Source organism: Leptotrichia wadei (assembly GCF_007990445.1).
GTDB lineage: Bacteria > Fusobacteriota > Fusobacteriia > Fusobacteriales > Leptotrichiaceae > Leptotrichia > Leptotrichia wadei_A.
In genome coordinates, this window is the sequence record NZ_AP019841.1 from 570,501 (window position 1) to 592,675 (window position 22,175).

Here is a 22,175-nt window from a genome sequence, read left to right on the forward strand (position 1 = left end):
TATAATGTTGGTAAATCTGGAAATAAATAAATCAAATTTGGAAAAAAATCTGAAAATAGTCCGTTCCATTAATAAAAATCTTATTTGTGTAATCAAAGATAACGCCTACGGGCTAGGAATTGAGAACATCCTGCCAATACTTATGGAGAATAAATGTGATTATTTTGCAGTGGCATATATTGAAGAGGCGGTAAAAATCCAGAAACTGCTGGAAAATTTAAAATTAAAGAATCAGAATGGCAAAATAAAAGTTATGGCTCTTAATTATGTAAAGCCTGAAAATGTAGGAGATGCAATAAGAAATAACATTGAATTAACAGTTTTTAACTTTTCGCAGCTACTTGATTATTTAAAAATCTTAGATGAATTTTTTGAAAATATGACATTGAAAATTCATATAAAAGTAAACAGTGGAATGAATCGGCTTGGATTTGATAAAAATGAGATTTTGGAATTGGTTAAAATAGTAAAAAAATACAATTTGAATAATAAATCAAAAAATAGATTAGAGATAATCTCAATTTTTTCGCATATTTCCGATGCAGAAAATCAGGCTGAAACAGAAAAGCAAGTTGAAAAATATGAAAAAATCCTGAAAATATTTTCTCAAAATAATGTAAGGTACAAATACAGCCATCTTCAAGCAAGCCCGCTTCTTTTCAAATATGGCAAAAAATACAACTATGACTTTGCAAGAATTGGAATGGCACTTTATGGAATGGAGCCTTTGTCAACTGATGTGGGCCTTTTGGATGTAATAACAGTAAAGTCAAAAATCATAAATATTAGAAATGTCAAGAAAAATGACAAGGTTTCCTATGGAAGTAAAGGAATTGTGAAGCATGATTCTAAAATAGGAATTGTCGCAATAGGCTATGCCCACGGACTTCAAAAGCAGATTGAAAATTCAAATAAAGCATATATTTTAGTAAATGGTCAAAAAGCCAAGATTATTGGGGAAATTTGCATGGATATGATTTTTGTTGACTTGACTAATATAGAAAATGTAAAAATGAATGATGAAGTTGTGATTATTGGAAGCCAAAAAAATGCTGAGAATGGAATTGTTGAGAAAATAACGTTGAGGCAGATGGCGAGATGGGCTAAGACAATACAGGATGATGTTTTAACAAAATTTGGAGGAATAAAAAAAACAGTAGGCTGATTTGGAATTAAATCTTTTTACTGTTTTTATTTTTTTTAAAAAGTTTTTTTGATCTGCTTTTTCTTGTAAAGAAGAAAAAACAAAACTGATAGGAGTGAACTACTCCCACTTTTAGAAGTGTGAGCTTCTTGGGAAGTATCTGCTTCTGTTAGCCAAATATATTTACCAAGCTCTTTGGGCAGTCCCTGCCCTGATGTACGAGTATTATACCATATAATAATTATTATTTCAAGTTATGTTCTGCAATTCATCTCCCTCTTGTAGAAGAGGGAGACTTCTTGCTAGATATTGTTAAAACTAGGAAAAGCCTTATTATTTTAGAAAATAGGATATTGTTATTATAATGTTAAAGATTGTAATACTTTAAAATTGTCAAACGAAAATTTTCTATTTTTTGAATGAAATAAATGTGATATAATAAAAATATAAAGAGGAAAATATCGGAAAGAAAAGAGGATTGATAAGAATGTATGAAACATTAAAAGATAGATTTTTGAGATATGTAAAATTTGAGACTAGATCGGATGAGAAAAGTGAAACTATTCCATCGACACCGACACAACTTGAGTTTGCGAAGATTCTTGTGAAGGAATTGGAAGAGATTGGGATGGAAAATGTGTATGTGAATGATGCTTGTTTTGTGAATGCGACATTGCCTGGGAATGTTGATAAAGATGTGCCTGTGATTGGATTTATTGCACATATGGATACTGCAGATTTTAATGCGACTAATGTTAATCCGAAAATTGTGGAAAATTATGATGGGAAAGATATCGTGTTGAACGAGGCGAAAGATATTGTGTTGTCAGTTGAGGAGTTTCCTAATTTGAAAAATTATGTGGGAAAAACGGTGATTACTACTGACGGGACTACGCTTTTGGGAGCTGACGATAAAGCTGGAATTGTGGAAATTGTTGAAGCGATGAAGTATTTGATTGAGCATCCAGAAATTAAGCATGGGACTGTGAAAGTGGCATTTGGACCTGATGAGGAAATTGGTCGTGGTGCAGATAATTTTAATGTGGAAGAATTTGGTGCTGATTTTGCATATACAATGGATGGAGGACCTGTTGGAGAGCTTGAATATGAGAGTTTTAATGCAGCAGGAGCGGTTTTCAAGATAAAAGGTAAGAGCGTACATCCTGGAACTGCGAAGGGAAAATTAATAAATGCAAGTTTGATTGCAGCAGAGATTGTGAATAGTTTTCCAGCTGATGAAGTTCCTGAAAAAACAGAAGGATATGAAGGTTTCTATTTCCTTGATAAAATTAATTCGAATTGTGAAGAAGCAGAATTGTCGTATATTTTGAGGGATCACGATAGAGAAAAATTTGAAGCAAAGAAAGAATTTGCAGCAAATGTTGCGAAAAAAATTAATGAAAAATATGGAAAAGAATTGGTAAGTGTTGAGATAAAAGACCAATATTACAACATGGGTGAAATAATTAAAGACCATATGAATGTAGTGGAAATCGCTAAAAAAGCAATGGAAAATTTGGGAATAAAACCAGTAATTGAGCCAATTCGTGGTGGAACAGACGGTTCTAAAATTTCATTTATGGGACTTCCTACACCAAATATTTTTGCAGGTGGAGAAAATTTTCATGGAAAATATGAGTTTGTTGCACTTGAAAGTATGATTTTGGCAACTGATGTAATTGTGGAAATTGTGAAATTGAATGGGGAAGGGAAATAATGAATGAGGAAAGCACTAGCAAAAACGTATATATATGAATTAATTTTTTTGTGTATTTATTTAATAGTTACGAATAAACTTTTGGAAATTTTTGAAGAAAAATTTATTTTAGGAGTTTTTATAATTTTAATAATAAATGTAGTGGTGTTTTTTTATTTGATAATTTATTTGATAATTTTATTGAGATCGCAATATTATGTGTATAAATTGAATCTTTCAAAAAGTATTGTGATGGAGAAAAAACTATATAAGATGAAAAAAATTAATATTATGAAAGATATTCACAGAATTAATTTGTCAGCTTATTATAGGTTATTAAATAAAGAGGAAGAAGCATTGAGATATTTGAATGAAGTGAGAATAAGCAGGTTTACATTGCCAATAGTGAGATATTGTTATTATATGAATTTAGCAGAATACAAATATTACAATGGAAAAAAAGAAGAAGCTAGAAAAATACTTGATGAGAATATTAAGAAAGAATCTAACAAAAACTTATTAGAAATTTTTTTAGATTATGGAGATAATCCCAAACAAAAGGTTGTTGAACTTGAAAAAATATTACCAGAACAGAAAAATAGATTGTATAAACTGCAAGTGGAGAATGCTTTAGCAATAACATATGAAGAAATTGGAGATTTTGAAAAAGCAATGGAATTTTATAAGGAAGTGGCTGAAAAGGAAAGTGAAATTTATTTTATTAAAGTTGCGAAAGAAAAAGTTTTGGAGTTAAGTTTAAAGAATAAAGAAATTTAACAGGAAAGGATATGAGATGAAATGTTTGATTTAGCAGGTGAAGTTGCTCTTGTTACAGGAGGAGCAAAAGGAATTGGAAAAGGAATTGCGAAAGCATTGAAACAGGCTAGAGCGGAGATATCGATAAGGAAAATGGGAAGATGACAGCAAATGAGCTGGATGGGGATTTTTGTTATCTTGATGTTACAGATAAAGATCAAGTGCAGTATGTTGTTCAAAGCATTTGTGAAAAATATGGAAAATTGAGTATTCTTTGCTCAAATGCCGGGATTTTTCCGCAAGTGGCTATTGAAGATATGACAGAGGAAGACTGGGACAAGGTTCAGAATGTAAATGCGAAAGGAACTTTTTTGGTGGCACAGGTAGCATTGAAATATATGAAAAAGCAAAGTTACGGAAGAGTGATACTTACTTCTTCAATCACAGGCGCTATTACAGGATATTCAGGATGGGCGCACTATGGAGCAAGTAAATCAGCTCAGCTGGGATTTATGAGAACTGCTGCTTTGGAATATGCAAAATATGGAATTACAGTTAATGCAATTCAGCCTGGAAATGTCTTGACAGATGGACTGATGCAGGCTGGAGAGAAATATATCAAGAAAATGAAAGAGATGATACCGCTTTATACTTTAGGAAAGCCTGAAGATATTGGATATACAGCTGTTTTTCTGGCAAGCCGTGAAGCTGGATTTATTACAGGGCAGACAATAGTTGTAGATGGCGGACAAGTTTTGCCTGAAATGCCAAATTTATAACGAGGTATTATTTAAATGAATTTGAGTATATTTAAAATGAGAAATTAATTACAAAAAAATCTTTCTAGAAAAGTATTGAAATTATAGTATATTTTGTGATAAAATAATATAATTAAAAAATTGATGTGAAGTAGTTTAATTAGGGAAATTTTGTAAGATAGAAAAAAATAAGCAAAATTTAAAAATAATAGAATTAGGAGGAATTTTAAAATGAGTCAAAAAGATAAAGTTGTAATTTCTGAAGGATTGACTTTTGATGATGTGTTGCTAATTCCGCAAGCATCTAGTGTTGTGCCGCATGAAGTGTCGCTAAAAACTAATTTAACTAAGAATCTGGTGTTAAATATTCCGATTTTGAGTGCTGCGATGGATACGGTTACAGAATCAAAACTTGCGATTGCGCTGGCAAGAGAAGGTGGAATTGGGTTTATTCATAAGAATATGACTATTGAAAGACAGGCTGATGAAGTATCTAAGGTAAAAAGATATGAAAGCGGAATGATTACAAATCCGATTACATTGAAGGAAGACGCTATTTTAAAGGATGCTCATGATCTGATGAAAAATTATAAGGTTTCTGGATTGCCTGTGGTTGATGATGAAGGTAATTTGAAGGGAATTATTACGAATCGTGACTTGAAATATAGAGAAGATTTGTCATTGAAAGTTGTGGATATTATGACAAAGGATAATTTGGTAACTGCGCCTGTTGGAACGACTCTTGAAGGGGCAAAATCTATTCTTTTGGAAAATAGAATTGAAAAATTGCCGATTGTGGAAGGCACTAAATTAAAAGGTCTGATTACAATTAAAGATATTGACAATGTTATTAATTACCCTAATGCTGCTAAGGATAAGGAAGGAAGACTTAGAGTTGGAGCAGGAGTTGGAATTGGAACTGATACTTTGAGAAGAGTAACTGCGCTGGTTGAAGCTGGAGTTGACATTATTGCGATTGATTCGGCTCACGGACATTCAATTGGAGTTATTAATAAAATAAAGGAAATCAGGGAAGCTTTTCCTGATTTGGACATTATTGGTGGAAATATTGTAACTCCAGAAGCTGCGCTTGATTTGATTGAAGCTGGGGTAAATGCAGTAAAAGTCGGAGTTGGGCCTGGATCTATCTGTACAACAAGAGTTATATCAGGAGTTGGAGTACCACAAATAACAGCTGTTATGAATATTGCAGAAGTTTGTAAGGATAAAGGAATTGGAGTTATTGCTGACGGTGGAATTAAATTGTCTGGAGATGTTGTAAAAGCGATTGCAGCTGGAGCAGACTGTGTAATGCTTGGAGGAATGCTTGCAGGAACTGATGAGGCGCCTGGAGAAGAAATTCTTTATAACGGTAGAAAATTTAAAACTTATGCTGGAATGGGATCACTTGCGGCAATGAAGAGAGGAAGCAGTGACAGATATTTTCAGCTTGAAGCGGCAACTGAAAAATTAGTTCCAGAAGGAATCGAATCAATGGTTCCACATAAAGGTGCATTAAAGGACACAGTTTATCAAATTTGCGGTGGACTTCGTTCTGGAATGGGATATTGCGGAACACCTACAATTAAAGAATTGAAAGAAAATGGAAAATTTGTAAAAATAACAGGAGCCGGACTTAAGGAAAGCCACCCGCACGATGTTATAATTACGAAGGAAGCACCTAATTATAATAATTCAAATAATTAATAATTTAAAATATAGCAAGAAGTTTTTTTCAGGAACAGCTTGCTTTTAGAATATTATACAGCAAGGGGCTTTGACCCCTTGTTAAAAAATAATGGAAAATATGTTGAAAAGCAAAGGAAAAATAAGAAGATGAAAAAAGTAAAGAAATTAGCACTTTTATCTATATTGGTGTTGGGAATAAGTAGTTTATCTTATTCTTATGAGGATTACTATCAAAAGGTTTATACTGTGAAAGTTTCCAAAGAGGACTTGTTTAAAGCTGTAAATGCCACTAAAAATCAGCAGAAAAAATTGTCAAAAATCTTTGATGAATATCAGAAAAAAGCTGAGGGAGTGGAAAAAAATCTGGTGCAGTTTGATGTGAAAAAGGATAAAATTGGGAAAATCGAAGAGGATAGATATAGAGCGATTGCGAGAGTTTTGTCTAATGAGCAGCTGGAAGCCTACAATTCTTATATAAATTCCCAAAAGGAAATGTTTAATGAGAAAAATGACAAGGTTAAAAATCTTGTTGATAGTCTTAATTTGACAAATGTTCAGAAATCACGTGTTTTAAAATATGAAAGAGATTTTAAACGAGCAGTTGGCAAATTGAGGGATCAAAGATTGACAGAGAATGAATTTGTGGCGAAATATAATGAATTGAGACAGCAAAGAAATGAAAAAATGAAAACTGTTTTGCTGGATGATCAGGTGAAATTGATAGAAAATTTCACGACAAACGCATGAAAAAGATTTAAAAAAGAGGTATAATATTATTGACATATCGTAGGAAAGAAGCTGGTAAAAATGTCAGAAGATAAACCAAATCTAAAAGAATTGTTAATATACATTACCCAAATAGAGGATAAGCGACAAATTTCTAAAATAAAGCATAAATTGAATGATATTGTTGTGATTACTCTCTTTGCCATGCTTGCAAATATTGAATACTGGGAAGAGATTGAAGAATTTGGAAAGATGTATTTCAAGGCATTAAAAAGATATCTGGAACTACCGAACGGCATACCTTCGCATGATACGATTCAAAGAGTTATGGCTACAATAGAGCCTGAAGTGACAGAAGTTCTCTTGAGAAAATGGATGGATCTAAAAATTTCCGGAGAAGATAAAAAAATAAGAAAAATATTAAATATTGATGGAAAATTTTTAAATGGGATGAAGAACAAAAATAATAAGCCATTAGACATAGTATCCGCATATTCCAAAGAAGATGGGATCTGCTATTCACAAGTGGCGGCTGAAGGAAAAGGGAATGAAATAGAAGCAATATTAAGGCTGCTTGATAAAATTTCAGTAAAGGAATGTATAGTTACAATAGATGCGATAGGAACCCAGAAAGAAATCATAAAAAAGATAAGAAAGAAGAAGGGATATTTCTGTCTTCAGGTAAAAGGGAATCAGAAGGCTTTAAAGGAAGATATAGAAGATTACTTTGCTGACAAGGGATTCAGGAAAAAATTAAAGGGCGAAGGAATGTACAGTAGGAAAACAGAAAAGCAAAGAGGACGGCTGGAAACGAGAGAATATTACTATACTGAAGAAATAGAATGGTTTATCAAAAGAAACAAGGAATGGAAAGAAGTAAAGGGGATAGGTGCATCAATATTAACAACAGAAGAAAATGGAAAAAAGCAAGAACAGAAAAGGTATTACATAACGAATATAACAGGGGGAGTGGAAGAATTTGTAAGAGCAGTAAGAGGACATTGGGCAATAGAAAGTTATCATTGGGTATTGGATGTAACATTTAGAGAAGATGCAAATAAGACATTAAACAAAAATGCGGCTAGAAATTTAAATATTCTAAGAAAATTAGCAATATCAATACTGGAAGAACTGCCGTTCAGAAAGAAATTTAGTAGAAGGATAAAAAGATATATTATATCGCTAGATGTAAGGAGATATTTAAAATTATTTTTTGATATATAGAAATGTTAATGTAAAAAAAATTGGTTAAATACAAAGAAATAGTTTAAAATATTCATGCGTTTGCCGTGAGAAAATTTTTAAAGTATTGACAAAAGTGATAAAAAAATGGTAAAATACGATGATTATTAAATATAAATCACACTTTGTATTATTTAGAGATAGGGTGTTGCAATTTTTCAGAATATTTAAAAATTATAAAAGTTTGAATAAAAAAGCGAAAATTACAATCTGTCTTTTGAAGAGAAGTGGGAGAAAAACCAAAAAAAATTTAGGAGGAAAAACGTAATGGCAGTTATTACAATGAAACAATTATTAGAAGTGGGAGCACATTTTGGACATCAGGCAAAAAGATGGAATCCTAAAATGAAACCATATATCTTTACAGAAAGAAACGGAATCCATATTTTGGATTTACACCAAACTTTAGGAGCAACTGAAGCGGCTTATGAATTTGTTAGACAAATTTCTGAAGAAGGTGGAAAAGTATTATTCGTTGGAACTAAAAAACAAGCTCAAGAAGCCATTAAAGAAGAAGCAGAAAGAGCTGGAGGATTTTATGTAAACCACAGATGGCTAGGTGGATTATTAACTAACTTGGAAACTATCAAAAAAAGAGTAAAAAGATTAAAAGAATTAGAAGAAATGGATGCTGACGGAACTTTAGACACAGCTTACACTAAAAAAGAAGCTGGGTTATTAAGAAAAGAAATGGCAAAACTTTCTAAAAACATCGGTGGAATTAAAGAAATGAACACTTTACCAGCTGCATTATTCGTAGTTGACATCAAAAAAGAATTCTTGGCATTGGAAGAAGCTAAAAAATTAGGAATTCCTGTAATCGCATTAATCGATACAAATGTAGATCCTGATTTAGTAACTTACAAAATTCCTGCAAATGATGATGCTATAAGATCAGTAAAATTATTTGCGCAAGTTATTGCAAATGCTGCAATTGAAGGAAATGGTGGAATTGAAAATGTTGCTGAAGGAGCAGAAGTGGAAGTTCCTGCAAGCGAAGAAATCGTTGAAGAAACAGTAGAAGAAGTTGTTGAAGAAACTCCAGAAGCATAATCTAAAAATATAATCAAGAAAATCAAATAAAAATGATAGGGGAATAAAGCCATTCCCCTGTTGTTGCAAAAATAGTAATTTTAAATTATTCAAAAAATAACCTCGTGTTTCTATGGTCAAAATAAAAATAAAAAGGAATGGTGAGAAATTATGAAAAAAGTTTTAGCGGGATTATTTTTAATAGCGAGTTTAAGTGTCTTAGCTATAAATAAAGGAAAGTCTCCGATGGAGCATGATATAGATTATGTATGGTATCATTATGAATTGAATTCCAAGTATGAAAAGTTATTTTCAAAGGGAAAAAAGGAATTTAAGGATAAATGGGAGCAAAACAGAAATAATAAAAAAAATTTGATTACACTATTGAAAAAATATACTGAAAAATATCCGAATGATGCCTATGCTTACGAAGCTTTGGGTACGGCATATATGTCGGATAATTTTAAGGAAGCAGAAGCAAATTTTTTAAAGGCTATAAAGCTGGGGGATGATGACACAGCAAAATATTCTTTAGCACTTTTATTAAGTGTGTTAGAACACTCGTGGCTTTAGCCATGAGATGAATAACACCAACATTGAAAACGTTGCTTTAAAATTTGCAATATTAATAATTTTGAGTGTAATATATTTGAGTTTAAAATATAATATATAGATAAAAAGTAGCAGTGTAGACATAATGTCTTATCTAGTAGCGGCTATTGTGGACTAGCCAAAAAGAATAAGGATTTTAAAATCAAACTTCTTAGAAGATAACTTACTTTTTCAGTTATCTTATGAAGCTTTCGACTTTTAGTCGTGAGTAGTTCACATGGTAATAAAGGCGAAAAGAACAAGGATAAGGAAAATTTAGATAATCTAATGTTTTTAAGTAATGCATATATTGCTCAAAAAAAATATGCAGAATTAGAAAAATTATTTTTACCACTTGCTCAAAAAGGAATGATGCAGGCACAATACCTTTTAGCACTTGGATATTATCACGCTGGAAATCCTAAGGAAGCAGAAAGATGGGCTAAAAAGGTATTAGAGACAGCTAAAAAAGATAATGATGCTGATAATATTAAAATAGTAAATCATTTATTGGATGAAATAAAAAATAAATAAAAATAGTAGGAGGAAAATAAAGTGGCAATTACAACAGCACTTATTAAAGAATTAAGAGAAAGAACAGGAGCAGGAATGCTTGACTGTAAAAAAGCTTTACAAGAAAACGGTGGAGATATTGAAAAAGCAATTGACTGGTTAAGAGAAAAAGGGATTGCTAAAGCGGCTAAAAAATCTGGAAGAGTTGCAGCAGAAGGATTGGTATTTGCAGCAGTTTCTGAAGATAGAAAAAAAGGTGCTATCTTGGAATTCAACTCTGAAACAGACTTCGTTGCTAAAAATGATGAATTTAAATCATTTGGGGAAAAATTAGTAGATTTGACTTTAAATCATGACTTGACAAGTGAAGATGAATTGAAGGCAATTGAATTTGAAGGAAAAACAGTTGAAACTCACTTAACTGAATTAATTGCTAAAATTGGTGAAAATATGAATATCAGAAGATTAAAAGTAATTTCTACTGATGGATTCATTGAAACTTATATTCACTTGGGTGGAAAAATTGGTGTATTATTAGATGTTAATGGAGAAGCTACTCCTGAAAATATTGAAAAAGCAAGAGGCGTTGCAATGCACATTGCTGCAATGGATCCAAAATACTTGGATAAATCAGAAGTTACAGCTGATGACTTGGAAAGAGAAAAAGAAATTGCAAGACATCAATTGACTGCAGAAGGAAAACCTGCTAATATTATTGAAAAAATATTAGAAGGAAAAATGAGAAAATTCTACGAAGAAAACTGTTTAGTACAACAAAAATATGTTAGAGATGACAGCGTTACTATTGGAAAATTTATTGCCCCTAGCACAATAAATTCATTTGACAGATTTAAAGTTGGAGAAGGAATCGAAAAAGAAGAAGTAGATTTCGCTGCTGAAGTAGCTGCACAAATTTCTGGAAATTAATTTTTACTATAAGGGGAATTAAATCCCCTTATTTTTTCGCAAATTTTTAAATAATTATTTTTATTTAAATAGTTGACCAGTTATGAAGTTTTTTGCAAGGGATTAAGACTCCTTGTTAGCAATAATATAACAGGACTTCTATTTTTAATGGGATTTAGTATAAAAATATTATTTAAAATAATAAAATCTATGGAGGCTCCTAAATGTTTAAATATAAAAGAATATTATTAAAATTAAGTGGAGAAGCACTTGCAGGGGATAAGGAATTTGGATTTTCAAATGAAGTGCTTGAAAGTTTTGCAAAACAAATAAAGGATGTTCATGAAAAAGGTGTACAAATTGCTATTGTTATTGGCGGTGGAAATATTTTTCGTGGAATAAGCGGGATGGAAAAAGGGTTCGACAGAGTTACTGGCGACACAATGGGAATGCTTGCAACTGTTATGAATGGGCTGGCATTACAAAATTCAATCGAAAGTCTGGGAGTTCCGACACGTGTGATGACTGCGCTTCAAATGCCGCAAGTGGCAGAACTTTACATAAGACGTAAAGCTATAAGACATTTGGAAAAGGGAAGAGTTGTTATTTTTGCAGGTGGAACAAGTAATCCTTACTTTACAACAGATTCTTCGGGAGCTTTAAGAGCTGTGGAAATTCAAGCGGATGTGCTTGCAAAAGGTACAAAAGTTGATGGAATTTACGATAAGGATCCAATGAAATTTAGTGATGCTGTTAGATATGACACTGTAACTTTTGATGAAGCAATTTCAAAAAATTTAGGAGTAATGGATACAGCGGCACTTTCACTATGCCGGGAAAACCAAATGCCAATTGTAGTATTTAACGCTTTGGAAGAAGGAAATATACTAAAAATGGCTCAAGGTGAAGATATAGGAACAACTGTAAAAAAATAAAAAATATTAGGTAAAAAATTGAAAAAATAAAAATAAAAAGGTGGTAAGAATGTTAGACGCAATTTTAAAAGAAGCTGAAGAAAAAATGGCAAAATCTGTGGAAAATACAAAAGAAAAATTTTCACATGTAAGAGCAGGACGTGCGAGCGTTTCTATGCTTGACGGAGTAACTGTGGAAGCTTATGGTTCGCCAACTCCGCTTAACCAAGTTGGAACAGTTTCAGCTCCAGAAGCTAGATTATTAGTAATTGATCCTTGGGATAAATCGTTAATTCCAGTGATTGAAAAAACAATTTTACAGGCAAACTTAGGATTTAATCCTTCAAATGATGGAAAGGTTATTAGACTTCTTGTGCCAGAACTTACAGAAGACCGTAGAAAAGAATATGTAAAAATGGTAAAAAAAGAAGCTGAAGAAGGAAAAGTTGCAATTAGAAACGTAAGAAAAGACATCAACAATAAATTAAGAAAACTTGAAAAAGACAGTGAAATTACAGAAGATGAATTGAAATCAAATGAAGAAAAAGTTCAAAAAACAACAGATAAATTTATCGCACAAGTTGATGATGCCTTGAATAAAAAGGAAAAAGAATTATTAACAGTTTAGTCTTGAATAGAATTAAACTATATTTTGTTATTGTAAAAAAAATTAAGCTAGATTTCTCTAGCTTTTTTATTTGGATATTTATTTTAAATTCCATATTTACAGTAAAACTGCCTTAAAACTAAATTCAAAAACTATGACTACTATTCAGCTCTTAAATTTACATAGTTTTTAATAGTTTAATTTTAAATAGTTTTGGTTATAAATAACAAGTCAAAAATTTTTGCTGCTAAATTACAAAGAAAAATTTATTTAGTAACTTGCCATTTATTGTCGCTTCCTTTGGCAAATTTAACAGTAGATGTTGCTAAATTGATTTTTTTTGTATTTTTTAAATAATTATATTGAAGTTTTATATATTTTTCAATGTCAACTTCGATTTCATCTTTTCCGCTGTCAACTTTTGCATATTGGCTTGCATTATCTCCTAAATATTTATCTAATGCCTTTTCATCGTATCCTTTAATCAAAAATACAACTTCGCCATCATTTCCATTTTCATTTACTTTATAAACTGATACTTCAAATTGTTCAATAAGCATTGTATTTGAATCTTCCCATTGTTTTTTTAATGTTGGGTCATTTATTTTTGCAACATATTTGTCAACATCTGGGTTAATTGATTTTAACATTTCACGTGAACCGTAATTTGAAATTTCTTGTAGAGCTTTTGCGTAATCTTTTGCTGCAGTATCTAATGAATCATATTTTTTGATTTCTGTGGCTTCTTTTGCGGTTGGAGCGGCATTCGCAATAGCAGGAACTGCTGTTAATTGTCCCAATACCATTAATCCCATTAATATTTTTCTTGCTTTTGTAAATTTTATCATCTTTTTCCTCCAAAATTTTTTTAATATATTATACAAGATATTATTTTTATTGTTATTAAAGTTTTCATTGAATAATCTATTATTTTTTAAATTATTTTTATGAATATATGTTATTCCTATACTTTCTATATTTTTTTATTTTTAAAAATGCAAAGGGGAACAGTCGCCATCCCCTTTGCAAACCCCGCTCGTCTAAGCATTTTTTGAAAATGAAAATTAAACTCGCTTCGCTCAAACAGAAATTTTCATTTCCAAAAAATCACGACATTTTTAATTTCCAATAATGATTATTTTAATCAAAAAAATAATTTTAAATTATTGTTCTTCCAAGTCATCAGTAAATTTAAATCCTTGGTCTTCTAAGTCCTGTTTTGACTTGTTGTAGAAGTTTTCGTAGATTCTTACTAGCATTTCTTTGTATGATGGCAGTTGTGGGGTGTTGTTTTCTTCACGCCATTTTATGGTGTCTTTTTCGTGGAATTCTACGCCTTCTTCTACTTTTTTAGCATTATAAGTGTCTTCAAATACGAATGTATCTAGTGGGACTCTTGGTTTTACTCTTGTCAGGTTTCTTTCGGCAGGGACTCCGATTGTTGTTCCTATAATTGGGAAGACGTATTTTGGAAGTCCTAGCATTTTTATGAATTCTTTTGTTTCTTTTCTAATTGCTCCTATTACAGTGCTTCCGTAACCAAGGGCAAAAGCTGCAGTTTGCAGGGCATTTACCATAATTCCGGCATCTACTGCTCCGACTAGGATTCCATCGGCTGATTTTGGAGCGATGTTTCTTTTTCCAAGTGAATTTGAAGCATAAACTCCACGGTGGAAGTCGATTAGTACAAAAATGAATGCTTCGGCTTGGGCGATATGTTTTTGTCCGCCGCATAATTCTGCGATTTTTGCTAATTTTTCCTTATCTCTTATGACAATTAATGAAGTTTGCTGACCATTAATTGAATTTGCAGCTCTTTGGGCAGTTTCAAGAATTGTCTGAAGATCTTCTTCCTTTAATTTTTCGCCTGTAAATTCCCTTACAGAACGTCTATTTTGTAATTGTTTTATTAATTCGTTCATTAAAACCACTTCCTTTTTAAATTTTATTAATTAATGGTATCATATTATATTTCTATTGTCAAACAGTTTAAAATCCTATTTTTTTATGGTATAATTTACAAATAAATGATAAATTTTCTATTAACTAAAAAAAAATAAAAAAATTGAAAGAGAAAAAAATGCTGGAAAATAAAATAATAACTAATAAAACTTGTGGAAAGCTCTATATCGCCGGAGAATATTCAATTTTGACGGCTGGGCAGAGTGCGATTATAAAAAATGTAAATATATTTATGGAATCAAGAATAAGTTTTTCAGATACGGATGAATATACGGTTTTTTCAGATATGTTTGACTATAAATTGACTCTTGAAAAAGATACTTTTAATAATGAAAATATTTTGCAAAATTTTGATAAAAATTATTTGCTTATTTGTGAAGCAATATCTGTTATGAGCGAATATTTAAAGTTAAAAAATTTGGAAATCAAGCCTTTTGAGATGAAAATTACTGGGAAAATGGAAAGAGATGGGAAAAAATTTGGAATTGGCTCAAGCGGGAGTGTTGTAATTTTGACAATAAAGTCCATTTTGAGCTTATATAACTTGGAAATTTCTAAGGAAATGCTTTTTAAATTGTCTTCTTATGTCTTGCTAAAACGTGGAGATAATGGCTCTATGGGCGATATTGCCTGCATTTCTTATGAAAATCTTATTTTTTACAGATCTTTTGACAGAAAGAGAATTAGAGAATTAATAGAAAAGGAAACTTTGGAAGATGTATTAGAAACTGACTGGAATTATGAAATTTCTGAACTTTATTTTAATGAAAAAGAACCTAATCGAAAGGATAAAAATAGCTTAAGCTGTGAATTTTTGGCTGGATGGACAAAGGAGCCTGCTATTTCAAAGGATTTGATAAACATTGTGAAAAGTTCTATTTGTGAAAGTGAAAATTTTTTGAAGGATGTGGAAGAAATTGTGAAAAAACTTAGGGAAGCTATAAAAAATAGGGATAAGTTGGCAATTAAAGAATGTATTGATGAAAATGGGAAATTGCTTGAAAATTTGGATGAAAATATTTATAGTAAAAAACTAAAAGAATTGGTGAATGCCACAAAAAATTTGGATATTTGTGCAAAAAGCAGTGGAGCAGGTGGTGGAGATTGTGGAATTGCATTTTCTTTTGATGAAAGGGATACTAAAATAGTTGTAGAAAAATGGAAAAAACTGGGGATTGAATTGTTGTATTCTGAAAAATTATAAATAGATATGTTTCAATAATCTAAGTTTTTTTATTTATACAAGGGGTCAAGACCCCTTGCTTCAAGATATTTATTTTATTAAATACTAAAGTTTGTGTATATTGTCACAAGAGGTAAAGATCCCTTGTCAGAGAGTGGGGAAAAGAAGGAATTAGATGTAGAAAAACAGAGAAATTAGTCATAAAAAACATAGTTTTTGTTGGATTTTAAACTTTTATAAATGATTTAAATAAATAAAAAGAGGAGAAAAAATTGAAAAATAGGAAAGATGAGCATATTAGGTATGCGTTGGAGCATAGGAGTGAGTATAATAGCTTTGATGAGGTTGAGCTTATTCATTGTTCTATTCCAAAATATAATCTTGAAGAAATTGAGCTGAAAACTCAATTTGCAGGGTGTGAATTTGAAGTGCCGTTTTTTATTAATGCAATTACGGGTGGAAGTGAGAATGCGAAAAAGATTAATCAGAAGTTGGCGAGAGTTGCGAGTGAATGTGGGTTGTTATTCGTAACTGGATCTTATAGTGCAGCTTTGAAAAATGTTGGGGATGATTCGTTTAAAATTGTGAAAAGGGAAAATCCTGGATTGAAACTTGCTACGAATATTGGGATTGATAAGAATTTTACGGCTGGGATTAAGGCTGTTGAGGCTTTGGATCCGCTGTTTTTACAAGTTCATGTTAATCTTATGCAGGAACTTATTATGTCTGAAGGAAGCAGGAATTTTAGGGAATGGGAGAATAATTTGAGAGAATTTGCGAGAAATATTGAAGTTCCGATTGTTTTGAAGGAAGTTGGGTTTGGGATGACTGAGAATACGGTGAAAAAGGGGCTTGAACTTGGAATAAAGACTTTTGATATTAGTGGTCGTGGGGGAACTAGCTTTGCATTTATTGAAAATATGAGACGGGAAAATGGGCTCCATTATTTGGATAATTGGGGGCAGACTACGGTTTCCTGCCTTTTGAATCTGAAAGATTATGTGGATAAAGTGGAAATTATTGCAAGTGGAGGAGTTAGAAATCCGTTAGACATTGTAAAATCATTAGTTTTGGGGGCAAGAGCAGTAGGAATTTCAAAGATAATTTTAGAATTGGCTGTGAAGTATGAGGTTGAGAAAGTGATTGAAATTTTAGAGAGCTGGAAGAATGAGTGCAGGATGATAATGTGTGCTTTGAATGCTCGGAATATTAGGGAGTTACGGAATGTTAAATATATTTTGTATGGGAAAACATTGGAATTTTTTATGCAGCAAAAAGAGGATTTTTTAAATTTCTAGATTTAAATTTTAGATAATTCTTGTGAATAAAAGTTAATTCATTTTTTTATATATTATTTTATTTTAAAAAGTGCAAGGGGGAACAGTCGCCATCCCCCTTGCATCCCCGGCTTGTCTAAGCATTTTTTTGAAATAAAAACGAAACTCGCTACGCTCAAACATCGTTTTTATTCCAAAAAAATCACGACATTTTTATTTAATTATAAAGATTAATTCGTTGAAACAAAAAAAACTGGATTTTTCCAGTTTAATTTATTAGTAAATTTTATCTAACGAACAAGTTAGTTTTATTATAACAAAAAAGACTAGAAAAATCTAGCCTAATTTGTCAACATTTTTTATACTATACAATTAAGTTCCCCTTAGGGTTTTAAGGTGTTTTATTATACCATATTTTATGAAAATGTCAAATAAATTTTTTTAAAGTTAGATTTGTTATTGGGAAATGGGAGGAGAGTTTATTAGATGAGAAAAGAAGAAGTTGGGAAGAAGAAAATTATTGTTTACGATTTTGATAAAACACTTTATGATGGGGAGACGGGGGTTAATTTTTCGGTGTTTTATTTGAAAAAGTATCCTGTTAGGTCGATTTTGTTTATGATGAAATATTCTAAGGATTTGATTTTTTATTTGCTGAAAATAATTGACTTGAGGGCTTTGAAAGAGAGATATTTTGAGTTTTTGGAGAGACATTCTAAGGAAGAGGTTGAGGAACTGGTGGCTGGGTTTTGGGAGACTAAGAGGCATAAAATTTATTCTTGGACAAGGGAGGAATTGGAAAAAAATAAGAAGGAGTGCGAGATGGTTATTGTGTCTTCGGCTAGCCCTTTGTTTTTGATTGAGAATTTTTTGCTGTCGCTTGGGTATGATAAGGTTTTTGGGACTAATTTTGTGAATGATGGAAAAGATGGCAGGGAAACTTTTGTTGCGAAAATTGATGGGGAGAATAATAAGGGGGAGGAGAAAGTTAAGAAGCTGGATGAATGGGCGAAGGAAAATGGGTTTGAATATGAGATTTTGAAGTTTTATTCGGATAGCTTGGCGGATGAGCCTTTGTATGATATTGCTTGTAAAAAGTATTGGATAAAGAAGGGGGTTAAGATTGAGGGGATGCCTAAAAGGAAGACTTTATTTGATAAGTTGTTTTGGAAGTAAATTTTCTGATTTTATATTTAACTTATTTTAACATAAAGACGTCAATTACCAGATTAAAAAGTTTTACTAATTCTAAGATTTTAAGTTATTTTTGTGAATAGAAGTTAAAACTTTTCTTTATATATTATTTTATTTTAGAAGTGCAAGGGGGAACAGTCGCCATCCCCCTTGCATCCCCGGCTAGTCTACGATATTTTTACGTACTAAAAAACTCGCTTACGCTCAGACAGTTTTGTCAGCACATAAAAATGCTCCGACGGTAAATTATAAAGGGCAGAGGTAGAGGTGAAATTCGGTTTTGTCAGACTATTTAGTTATTCTATAAACGATGTATAGAACAATGATAAGTCTGATAAGATCCTCATTTGACACGGCTCTGAACCTCCTATCATAAATGTAATGAGTTGTTGAACTCAAAATTATTATAACAAAAAAAGCTAGAAAAATCCAGCTTAGTTTGTCAACATTTTTATATTTATGATAGTTACCCTTAGGGTTTTAAGGTAGTTTTATTATATCATATTTTATGGAAATGTCAAATGAATTTTTTAAGCAGGGGCATCATCGCCATGCCCCTGCACCCTGGCTAGTCTACGACATTTTTATGTACTGGCAAAAAACTCGCTTACGCTCAGACAGTTTTGCCAGCACATAAAAATGCTCCGACGGTAAATTGTGATTTGTATTGTTGAAAAAAGCTGGAAAAAACCAGTTTAATAATTGTTTTTTTTATTTTTTTTTGATATAATTATTTTGTAGATGAAGGGAGGAGAAAAATGGTGATTTATGAAAGGAAAGTACGATTATATACAAAGTCTTTTTTAGATGAATATATTAGAGTTAATGAATTGACGAGAAAATTAAATAAGAAGATTGGGTTTTCTATATTTAAAGTCGTTGTTGATGTCGAAACTTCTACTTTGAAAGTTTTGAATAGATATGAACATAGATCTAAAAATAAATTTCAAAATACTTTTAGAGAGGTACTAAATAATGTCAGATAATAAAAAATTCTGCTGAAATTACAAAAGATAGGGATAAAAAGATCTTTATTGTTTCTATTTTAGGAATGTTTTTCTTTTTGATATTAGTTGCATTATGTTTACTTACAGGTAATAAAGAAATTTTAATTGATATTTTAAAAATATTTGTAGGATTTCTTGGCAGTACAGGTTTTGGATTTTATATTCGATCTAAAAGAAATGAATAATGATTATTAGTCACAGGTATAAAATCTGTGATTTTTTTGAATAAAAATTAATTTTAACAAAAAAAACTGGATTTTTCCAGTTTTTTAGTTCCAATTTTTAACAAAAAGATAGCAAGAAGTCTCCGACTTCTACAAGTGGGAGATGAATTGCTTTTTTTGTAAAAAAAATTGAAAAAAGGACATATCCATGATACAATTTTTATATAAAATATCAAAGAAAAATCATTAATAATAAAGTTTCTAAAAAAATAATTAAAAAATATATTCAAAATCAAAAGGAGGTGTAATTTTATGAAATATAATTTAGCATTCAAATACAGAATTTATCCAAATAAAGATCAAGAATTATTGATAAATAAGACTTTTGGATGTGTTCGTTTTGTTTATAATACGATTTTGTATACTGCTAATAAGATTTATGAAGAAACTGGAAAAAATAAAATAGTTACACCTGCCAGTTTGAAAAGTGAAAATCAATTTCTAAAAGAAGTCGACAGTCTAGCACTTTCAAATGCTCAATTGAATGTAAAACGATCGTTTATGAATTTCTTTCAAAAGAGGGCAAAATTTCCAAGGTTCAAATCTAAAAAGAATAATGTTAAAAGTTACACGACAAATTGTGTGAACAATTCGATACGAATTGAGGAGAATAAATATTTGGTCTTGCCAAAATTGAAAAGAATAAAATTAAAATATCATAGAGAAATACCGAAGGATTACAAGATAAAGTCAGTAACATTGACAAACAGTAATGGAAATTACTATGTTTCCATCTTAACAGAATTTGAAAAAGAAATTCAAAAAATCCCAAGTAATGATAAAGTAATTGGACTTGATTTTTCAATGTCTGAATTATTTGTCAGCTCTGAAAACCAAAGGGCTGATTATCCAAAATACTTTAGGATGTTGGAAGAAGAATTGAAAAAATTACAGAAATCATTATCGAGAAAAGTGAAATTTTCTAAAAATTGGTATAAGCAAAAAGCGAAAATATCAAGATTACATGAGTATATCAAAAATTGCCGAAGGGATTTTTTGCATAAATTGTCGAAAAATTTGTCTGAAGCGTATAATGCTGTGATTGTCGAGGATTTGAATATGAAAGGCATGAGCCAGGCATTAAATTTTGGTAAAAGTGTAGGAGATAATGGATGGGGAATGTTTTTGAGGATGCTTGAGTATAAACTGATGTTTTTAGGGAAACAATTTTTGAAGATAGATAAGTGGTTTCCGTCATCGAAAACTTGTAGTAGATGTGGAAATATTAAAGAGGAACTGAAATTATCAGAAAGAAGTTATAAATGTGAGTGCTGCGGGATTGAAATTGATAGGGATTACAATGCGGCATTGAATATAAAAAACATTGGAAAATTGATGTTGGAATATTAGGAAAATAAAAGAAGACAGGGTAGGAACTACCCGAAGAGCTTGGTAAATATATTTGGCTAACAAAAGCAGATACTTCCCAAGAAGCTCCCGCTTCTAAAAGCGGGAGTAGTTCACAATAGGAGATTTTGTGACTTTGTTAAGGAGTGTTTTTTGGTTATTTTTGTGAATAGAAGTTAAAACTTTTCTTTATATATTATTTTATTTTAAAAGTGCAAGGGGGAACAGTCGCCATCCCCCTTGCATCCCTGGCTTGTCTAAGCATTTTTTTGAAATAAAAACGAAACTCGCTATGCTCAAACATCGTTTTTATTCCAAAAAAATCACGACATTTTTATTTGATTATAAAAGTTAATTCTAACAAAAAAAGCTAGAAAAAACTAGCCTAATTTGTCAATAATTTTTATTTTGTTTTATAAGTTACCCTTAGGGTTTTAAGGTGCTTTTATTATATTATATTTTGAGAAAATGTCAAATGAAATTTTTTTGAATAATTGTAGATACAAAGATTATTAATAAAAATAAAAAATTTTTTGGAGGGAAATTTTTAGAAATATAAGGGAAATATAGGGAAAATATGGGGGATGTTAAAGGGAAAAATGATTAGGAAATTTTTAAAAAACGGTTAAAAAGGGGGCGAAATGTTGAAAAAAACTTGACTTATCTTTTTTGATAGGGTATACTAAGAATATATCAATAGTCTTTTAAAAAGATATGGGTTTAATAATTTATAATATAGAAAAAAAGGTAAAGGTTGAGAGAAAATAAGTTTTGTAAAGTTGAGCTATTAAATCTGTTGTGTTTAATATTGATTTCATGCGTTGAATACGGAGTTCGGGCAGGTTTTGGGACGGAATTGGTATGGATAAGGGCTTGGACAGGAATTTATAAGGATCAGGAAAATAGATGGCTGGAAACTGGAAGCGGCTGACGGCTTTTGGTAGAGGAACTGGATATTTGGCTTGGCATCTTATTAGGATTTACTGTTTAAGGTTGGAGAATTTAGGGAAGTATAGGGAGATTTTCACTTTGAAATCACTATCAAATCACTAAATCCATCATTTTTGCTTTAATGGTGGGTTAATAATTATCACTACGAAAGTCCTCTATGGCCCCCCCTTAAGGACTCTCCCTCATCCATCCCCATTCCCACCAGGATTTGCTGGACTTTGTTGAGGGTGTTTGAAAGGTTTTTTGAAAAATAAGGCTATTCTGATACTTTTTAGGCATCTTGAAGGATGTCTAAATCTAAAAATAGGCGGCTGTGAAGGCTGGAAATCGTGAAAATTAAGAACCTAGGGCAAGAAATCTTGCTTTGTCGGCAAGGGGAAGCAACCTTTGTCAGGGTGACTAATTGGAACTTGGCTTTTATGGACGGCTGTAAATTTACAAATTTTAGGAGGAAAA

Annotated in this window: 22 protein-coding genes; 20 read left to right on the plus strand and 2 right to left on the minus strand. The window is 31.3% G+C overall.

Annotated elements, in window-relative coordinates:
* The first annotated feature begins 4 nt into the window (after nucleotides 1–4).
* From alr to frr, 14 genes are all read left to right on the plus strand, one after another.
* A complete protein-coding gene (gene alr, locus FVE74_RS02865) occupies nucleotides 5–1,165 on the plus strand; it encodes an alanine racemase (protein WP_147003143.1) in 1,161 nt (386 codons plus the stop codon).
* 466 nt (nucleotides 1,166–1,631) lie between these two features.
* Nucleotides 1,632–2,861 carry a peptidase T gene (gene pepT / locus FVE74_RS02870; protein ID WP_147003144.1) on the plus strand — a complete coding sequence of 410 codons (1,230 nt, stop codon included), beginning with the start codon at nucleotides 1,632–1,634 and terminating at the stop codon, nucleotides 2,859–2,861.
* 252 nt (nucleotides 2,862–3,113) lie between these two features.
* Nucleotides 3,114–3,617: a tetratricopeptide repeat protein gene (locus tag FVE74_RS02875; RefSeq protein WP_232054013.1), complete on the plus strand. Its 504-nt coding sequence runs from the start codon at nucleotides 3,114–3,116 to the stop codon at nucleotides 3,615–3,617.
* A 21-nt stretch (nucleotides 3,618–3,638) separates the two neighbouring features.
* Nucleotides 3,639–3,761 (plus strand): hypothetical protein, encoded by a 123-nt coding sequence (locus FVE74_RS12105; protein ID WP_269473156.1) that lies wholly within the window; start codon nucleotides 3,639–3,641, stop codon nucleotides 3,759–3,761.
* The gene (locus tag FVE74_RS02880) at nucleotides 3,758–4,375 is read left to right on the plus strand and encodes an SDR family oxidoreductase (protein WP_232054014.1); all 618 of its coding nucleotides are present in this window, start codon (nucleotides 3,758–3,760) and stop codon (nucleotides 4,373–4,375) included. Before FVE74_RS12105 ends, FVE74_RS02880 begins: the two co-directional genes overlap by 4 nt.
* A 210-nt stretch (nucleotides 4,376–4,585) precedes the next feature.
* A complete protein-coding gene (gene guaB / locus FVE74_RS02885) occupies nucleotides 4,586–6,061 on the plus strand; it encodes an IMP dehydrogenase (RefSeq protein ID WP_147003146.1) in 1,476 nt (491 codons plus the stop codon).
* A gap of 78 nt (nucleotides 6,062–6,139) precedes the next feature.
* Nucleotides 6,140–6,790: a viral A-type inclusion protein gene (locus FVE74_RS02890; RefSeq protein ID WP_232054016.1), complete on the plus strand. Its 651-nt coding sequence runs from the start codon at nucleotides 6,140–6,142 to the stop codon at nucleotides 6,788–6,790.
* 60 nt (nucleotides 6,791–6,850) lie between these two features.
* Entirely contained in the window at nucleotides 6,851–7,993 is a 1,143-nt protein-coding gene (locus tag FVE74_RS02895) for an ISAs1 family transposase (RefSeq protein WP_147003148.1), read from the plus strand.
* 285 nt (nucleotides 7,994–8,278) lie between these two features.
* Nucleotides 8,279–9,064: a 30S ribosomal protein S2 gene (gene rpsB, locus FVE74_RS02900; protein ID WP_147003149.1), complete on the plus strand. Its 786-nt coding sequence runs from the start codon at nucleotides 8,279–8,281 to the stop codon at nucleotides 9,062–9,064.
* A 150-nt stretch (nucleotides 9,065–9,214) separates the two neighbouring features.
* A complete protein-coding gene (locus FVE74_RS02905) occupies nucleotides 9,215–9,616 on the plus strand; it encodes a hypothetical protein (protein WP_232054017.1) in 402 nt (133 codons plus the stop codon).
* 306 nt (nucleotides 9,617–9,922) lie between these two features.
* Entirely contained in the window at nucleotides 9,923–10,168 is a 246-nt protein-coding gene (locus FVE74_RS02910) for a hypothetical protein (RefSeq protein WP_232054018.1), read from the plus strand.
* A gap of 21 nt (nucleotides 10,169–10,189) precedes the next feature.
* On the plus strand, nucleotides 10,190–11,074 hold the full coding sequence (gene tsf, locus FVE74_RS02915; RefSeq protein ID WP_147003150.1) for a translation elongation factor Ts: 885 nt from the start codon (nucleotides 10,190–10,192) through the stop codon (nucleotides 11,072–11,074).
* Between the two features lie 203 nt (nucleotides 11,075–11,277).
* Nucleotides 11,278–11,988, plus strand: coding sequence for a UMP kinase (gene pyrH, locus FVE74_RS02920; protein ID WP_147003151.1), 711 nt, complete (start codon nucleotides 11,278–11,280; stop codon nucleotides 11,986–11,988).
* Between the two features lie 49 nt (nucleotides 11,989–12,037).
* Nucleotides 12,038–12,595: a ribosome recycling factor gene (gene frr / locus FVE74_RS02925; RefSeq protein ID WP_147003152.1), complete on the plus strand. Its 558-nt coding sequence runs from the start codon at nucleotides 12,038–12,040 to the stop codon at nucleotides 12,593–12,595.
* 245 nt (nucleotides 12,596–12,840) lie between these two features.
* Here frr and FVE74_RS02930 read toward each other — a convergent pair whose 3' ends face one another.
* Both FVE74_RS02930 and FVE74_RS02935 read right to left on the minus strand, forming a co-directional pair.
* Nucleotides 12,841–13,422, minus strand: coding sequence for a hypothetical protein (locus FVE74_RS02930; protein ID WP_147003153.1), 582 nt, complete (start codon nucleotides 13,420–13,422; stop codon nucleotides 12,841–12,843).
* A gap of 315 nt (nucleotides 13,423–13,737) precedes the next feature.
* Nucleotides 13,738–14,496 carry a nitroreductase family protein gene (locus tag FVE74_RS02935; protein ID WP_147003154.1) on the minus strand — a complete coding sequence of 253 codons (759 nt, stop codon included), beginning with the start codon at nucleotides 14,494–14,496 and terminating at the stop codon, nucleotides 13,738–13,740.
* A gap of 158 nt (nucleotides 14,497–14,654) precedes the next feature.
* Here FVE74_RS02935 and FVE74_RS02940 point away from each other — a divergent pair, with 158 nt between their 5' ends.
* The 6 genes from FVE74_RS02940 (at nucleotide 14,655) to FVE74_RS12110 (ending at nucleotide 21,699) form a co-directional block, all read left to right on the plus strand.
* Complete coding sequence (locus tag FVE74_RS02940) at nucleotides 14,655–15,740, plus strand: phosphomevalonate kinase (RefSeq protein WP_147003155.1); 1,086 nt, start codon at nucleotides 14,655–14,657, stop codon at nucleotides 15,738–15,740.
* 251 nt (nucleotides 15,741–15,991) lie between these two features.
* Nucleotides 15,992–17,017, plus strand: coding sequence for a type 2 isopentenyl-diphosphate Delta-isomerase (fni, locus tag FVE74_RS02945; RefSeq protein WP_147003156.1), 1,026 nt, complete (start codon nucleotides 15,992–15,994; stop codon nucleotides 17,015–17,017).
* 465 nt (nucleotides 17,018–17,482) lie between these two features.
* Nucleotides 17,483–18,172 carry an HAD family hydrolase gene (locus FVE74_RS02950; protein WP_147003157.1) on the plus strand — a complete coding sequence of 230 codons (690 nt, stop codon included), beginning with the start codon at nucleotides 17,483–17,485 and terminating at the stop codon, nucleotides 18,170–18,172.
* Between the two features lie 776 nt (nucleotides 18,173–18,948).
* Nucleotides 18,949–19,176, plus strand: a complete 228-nt coding sequence (locus FVE74_RS02955; RefSeq protein ID WP_147003158.1) for a hypothetical protein — start codon at nucleotides 18,949–18,951, stop codon at nucleotides 19,174–19,176.
* Nucleotides 19,177–19,673: 497 nt separating this feature from the next.
* Nucleotides 19,674–20,771, plus strand: coding sequence for an RNA-guided endonuclease TnpB family protein (locus FVE74_RS02960; protein ID WP_147003159.1), 1,098 nt, complete (start codon nucleotides 19,674–19,676; stop codon nucleotides 20,769–20,771).
* An 805-nt stretch (nucleotides 20,772–21,576) separates the two neighbouring features.
* Nucleotides 21,577–21,699: a hypothetical protein gene (locus tag FVE74_RS12110; RefSeq protein WP_255460306.1), complete on the plus strand. Its 123-nt coding sequence runs from the start codon at nucleotides 21,577–21,579 to the stop codon at nucleotides 21,697–21,699.
* Nucleotides 21,700–22,175: the final 476 nt, after the last annotated feature.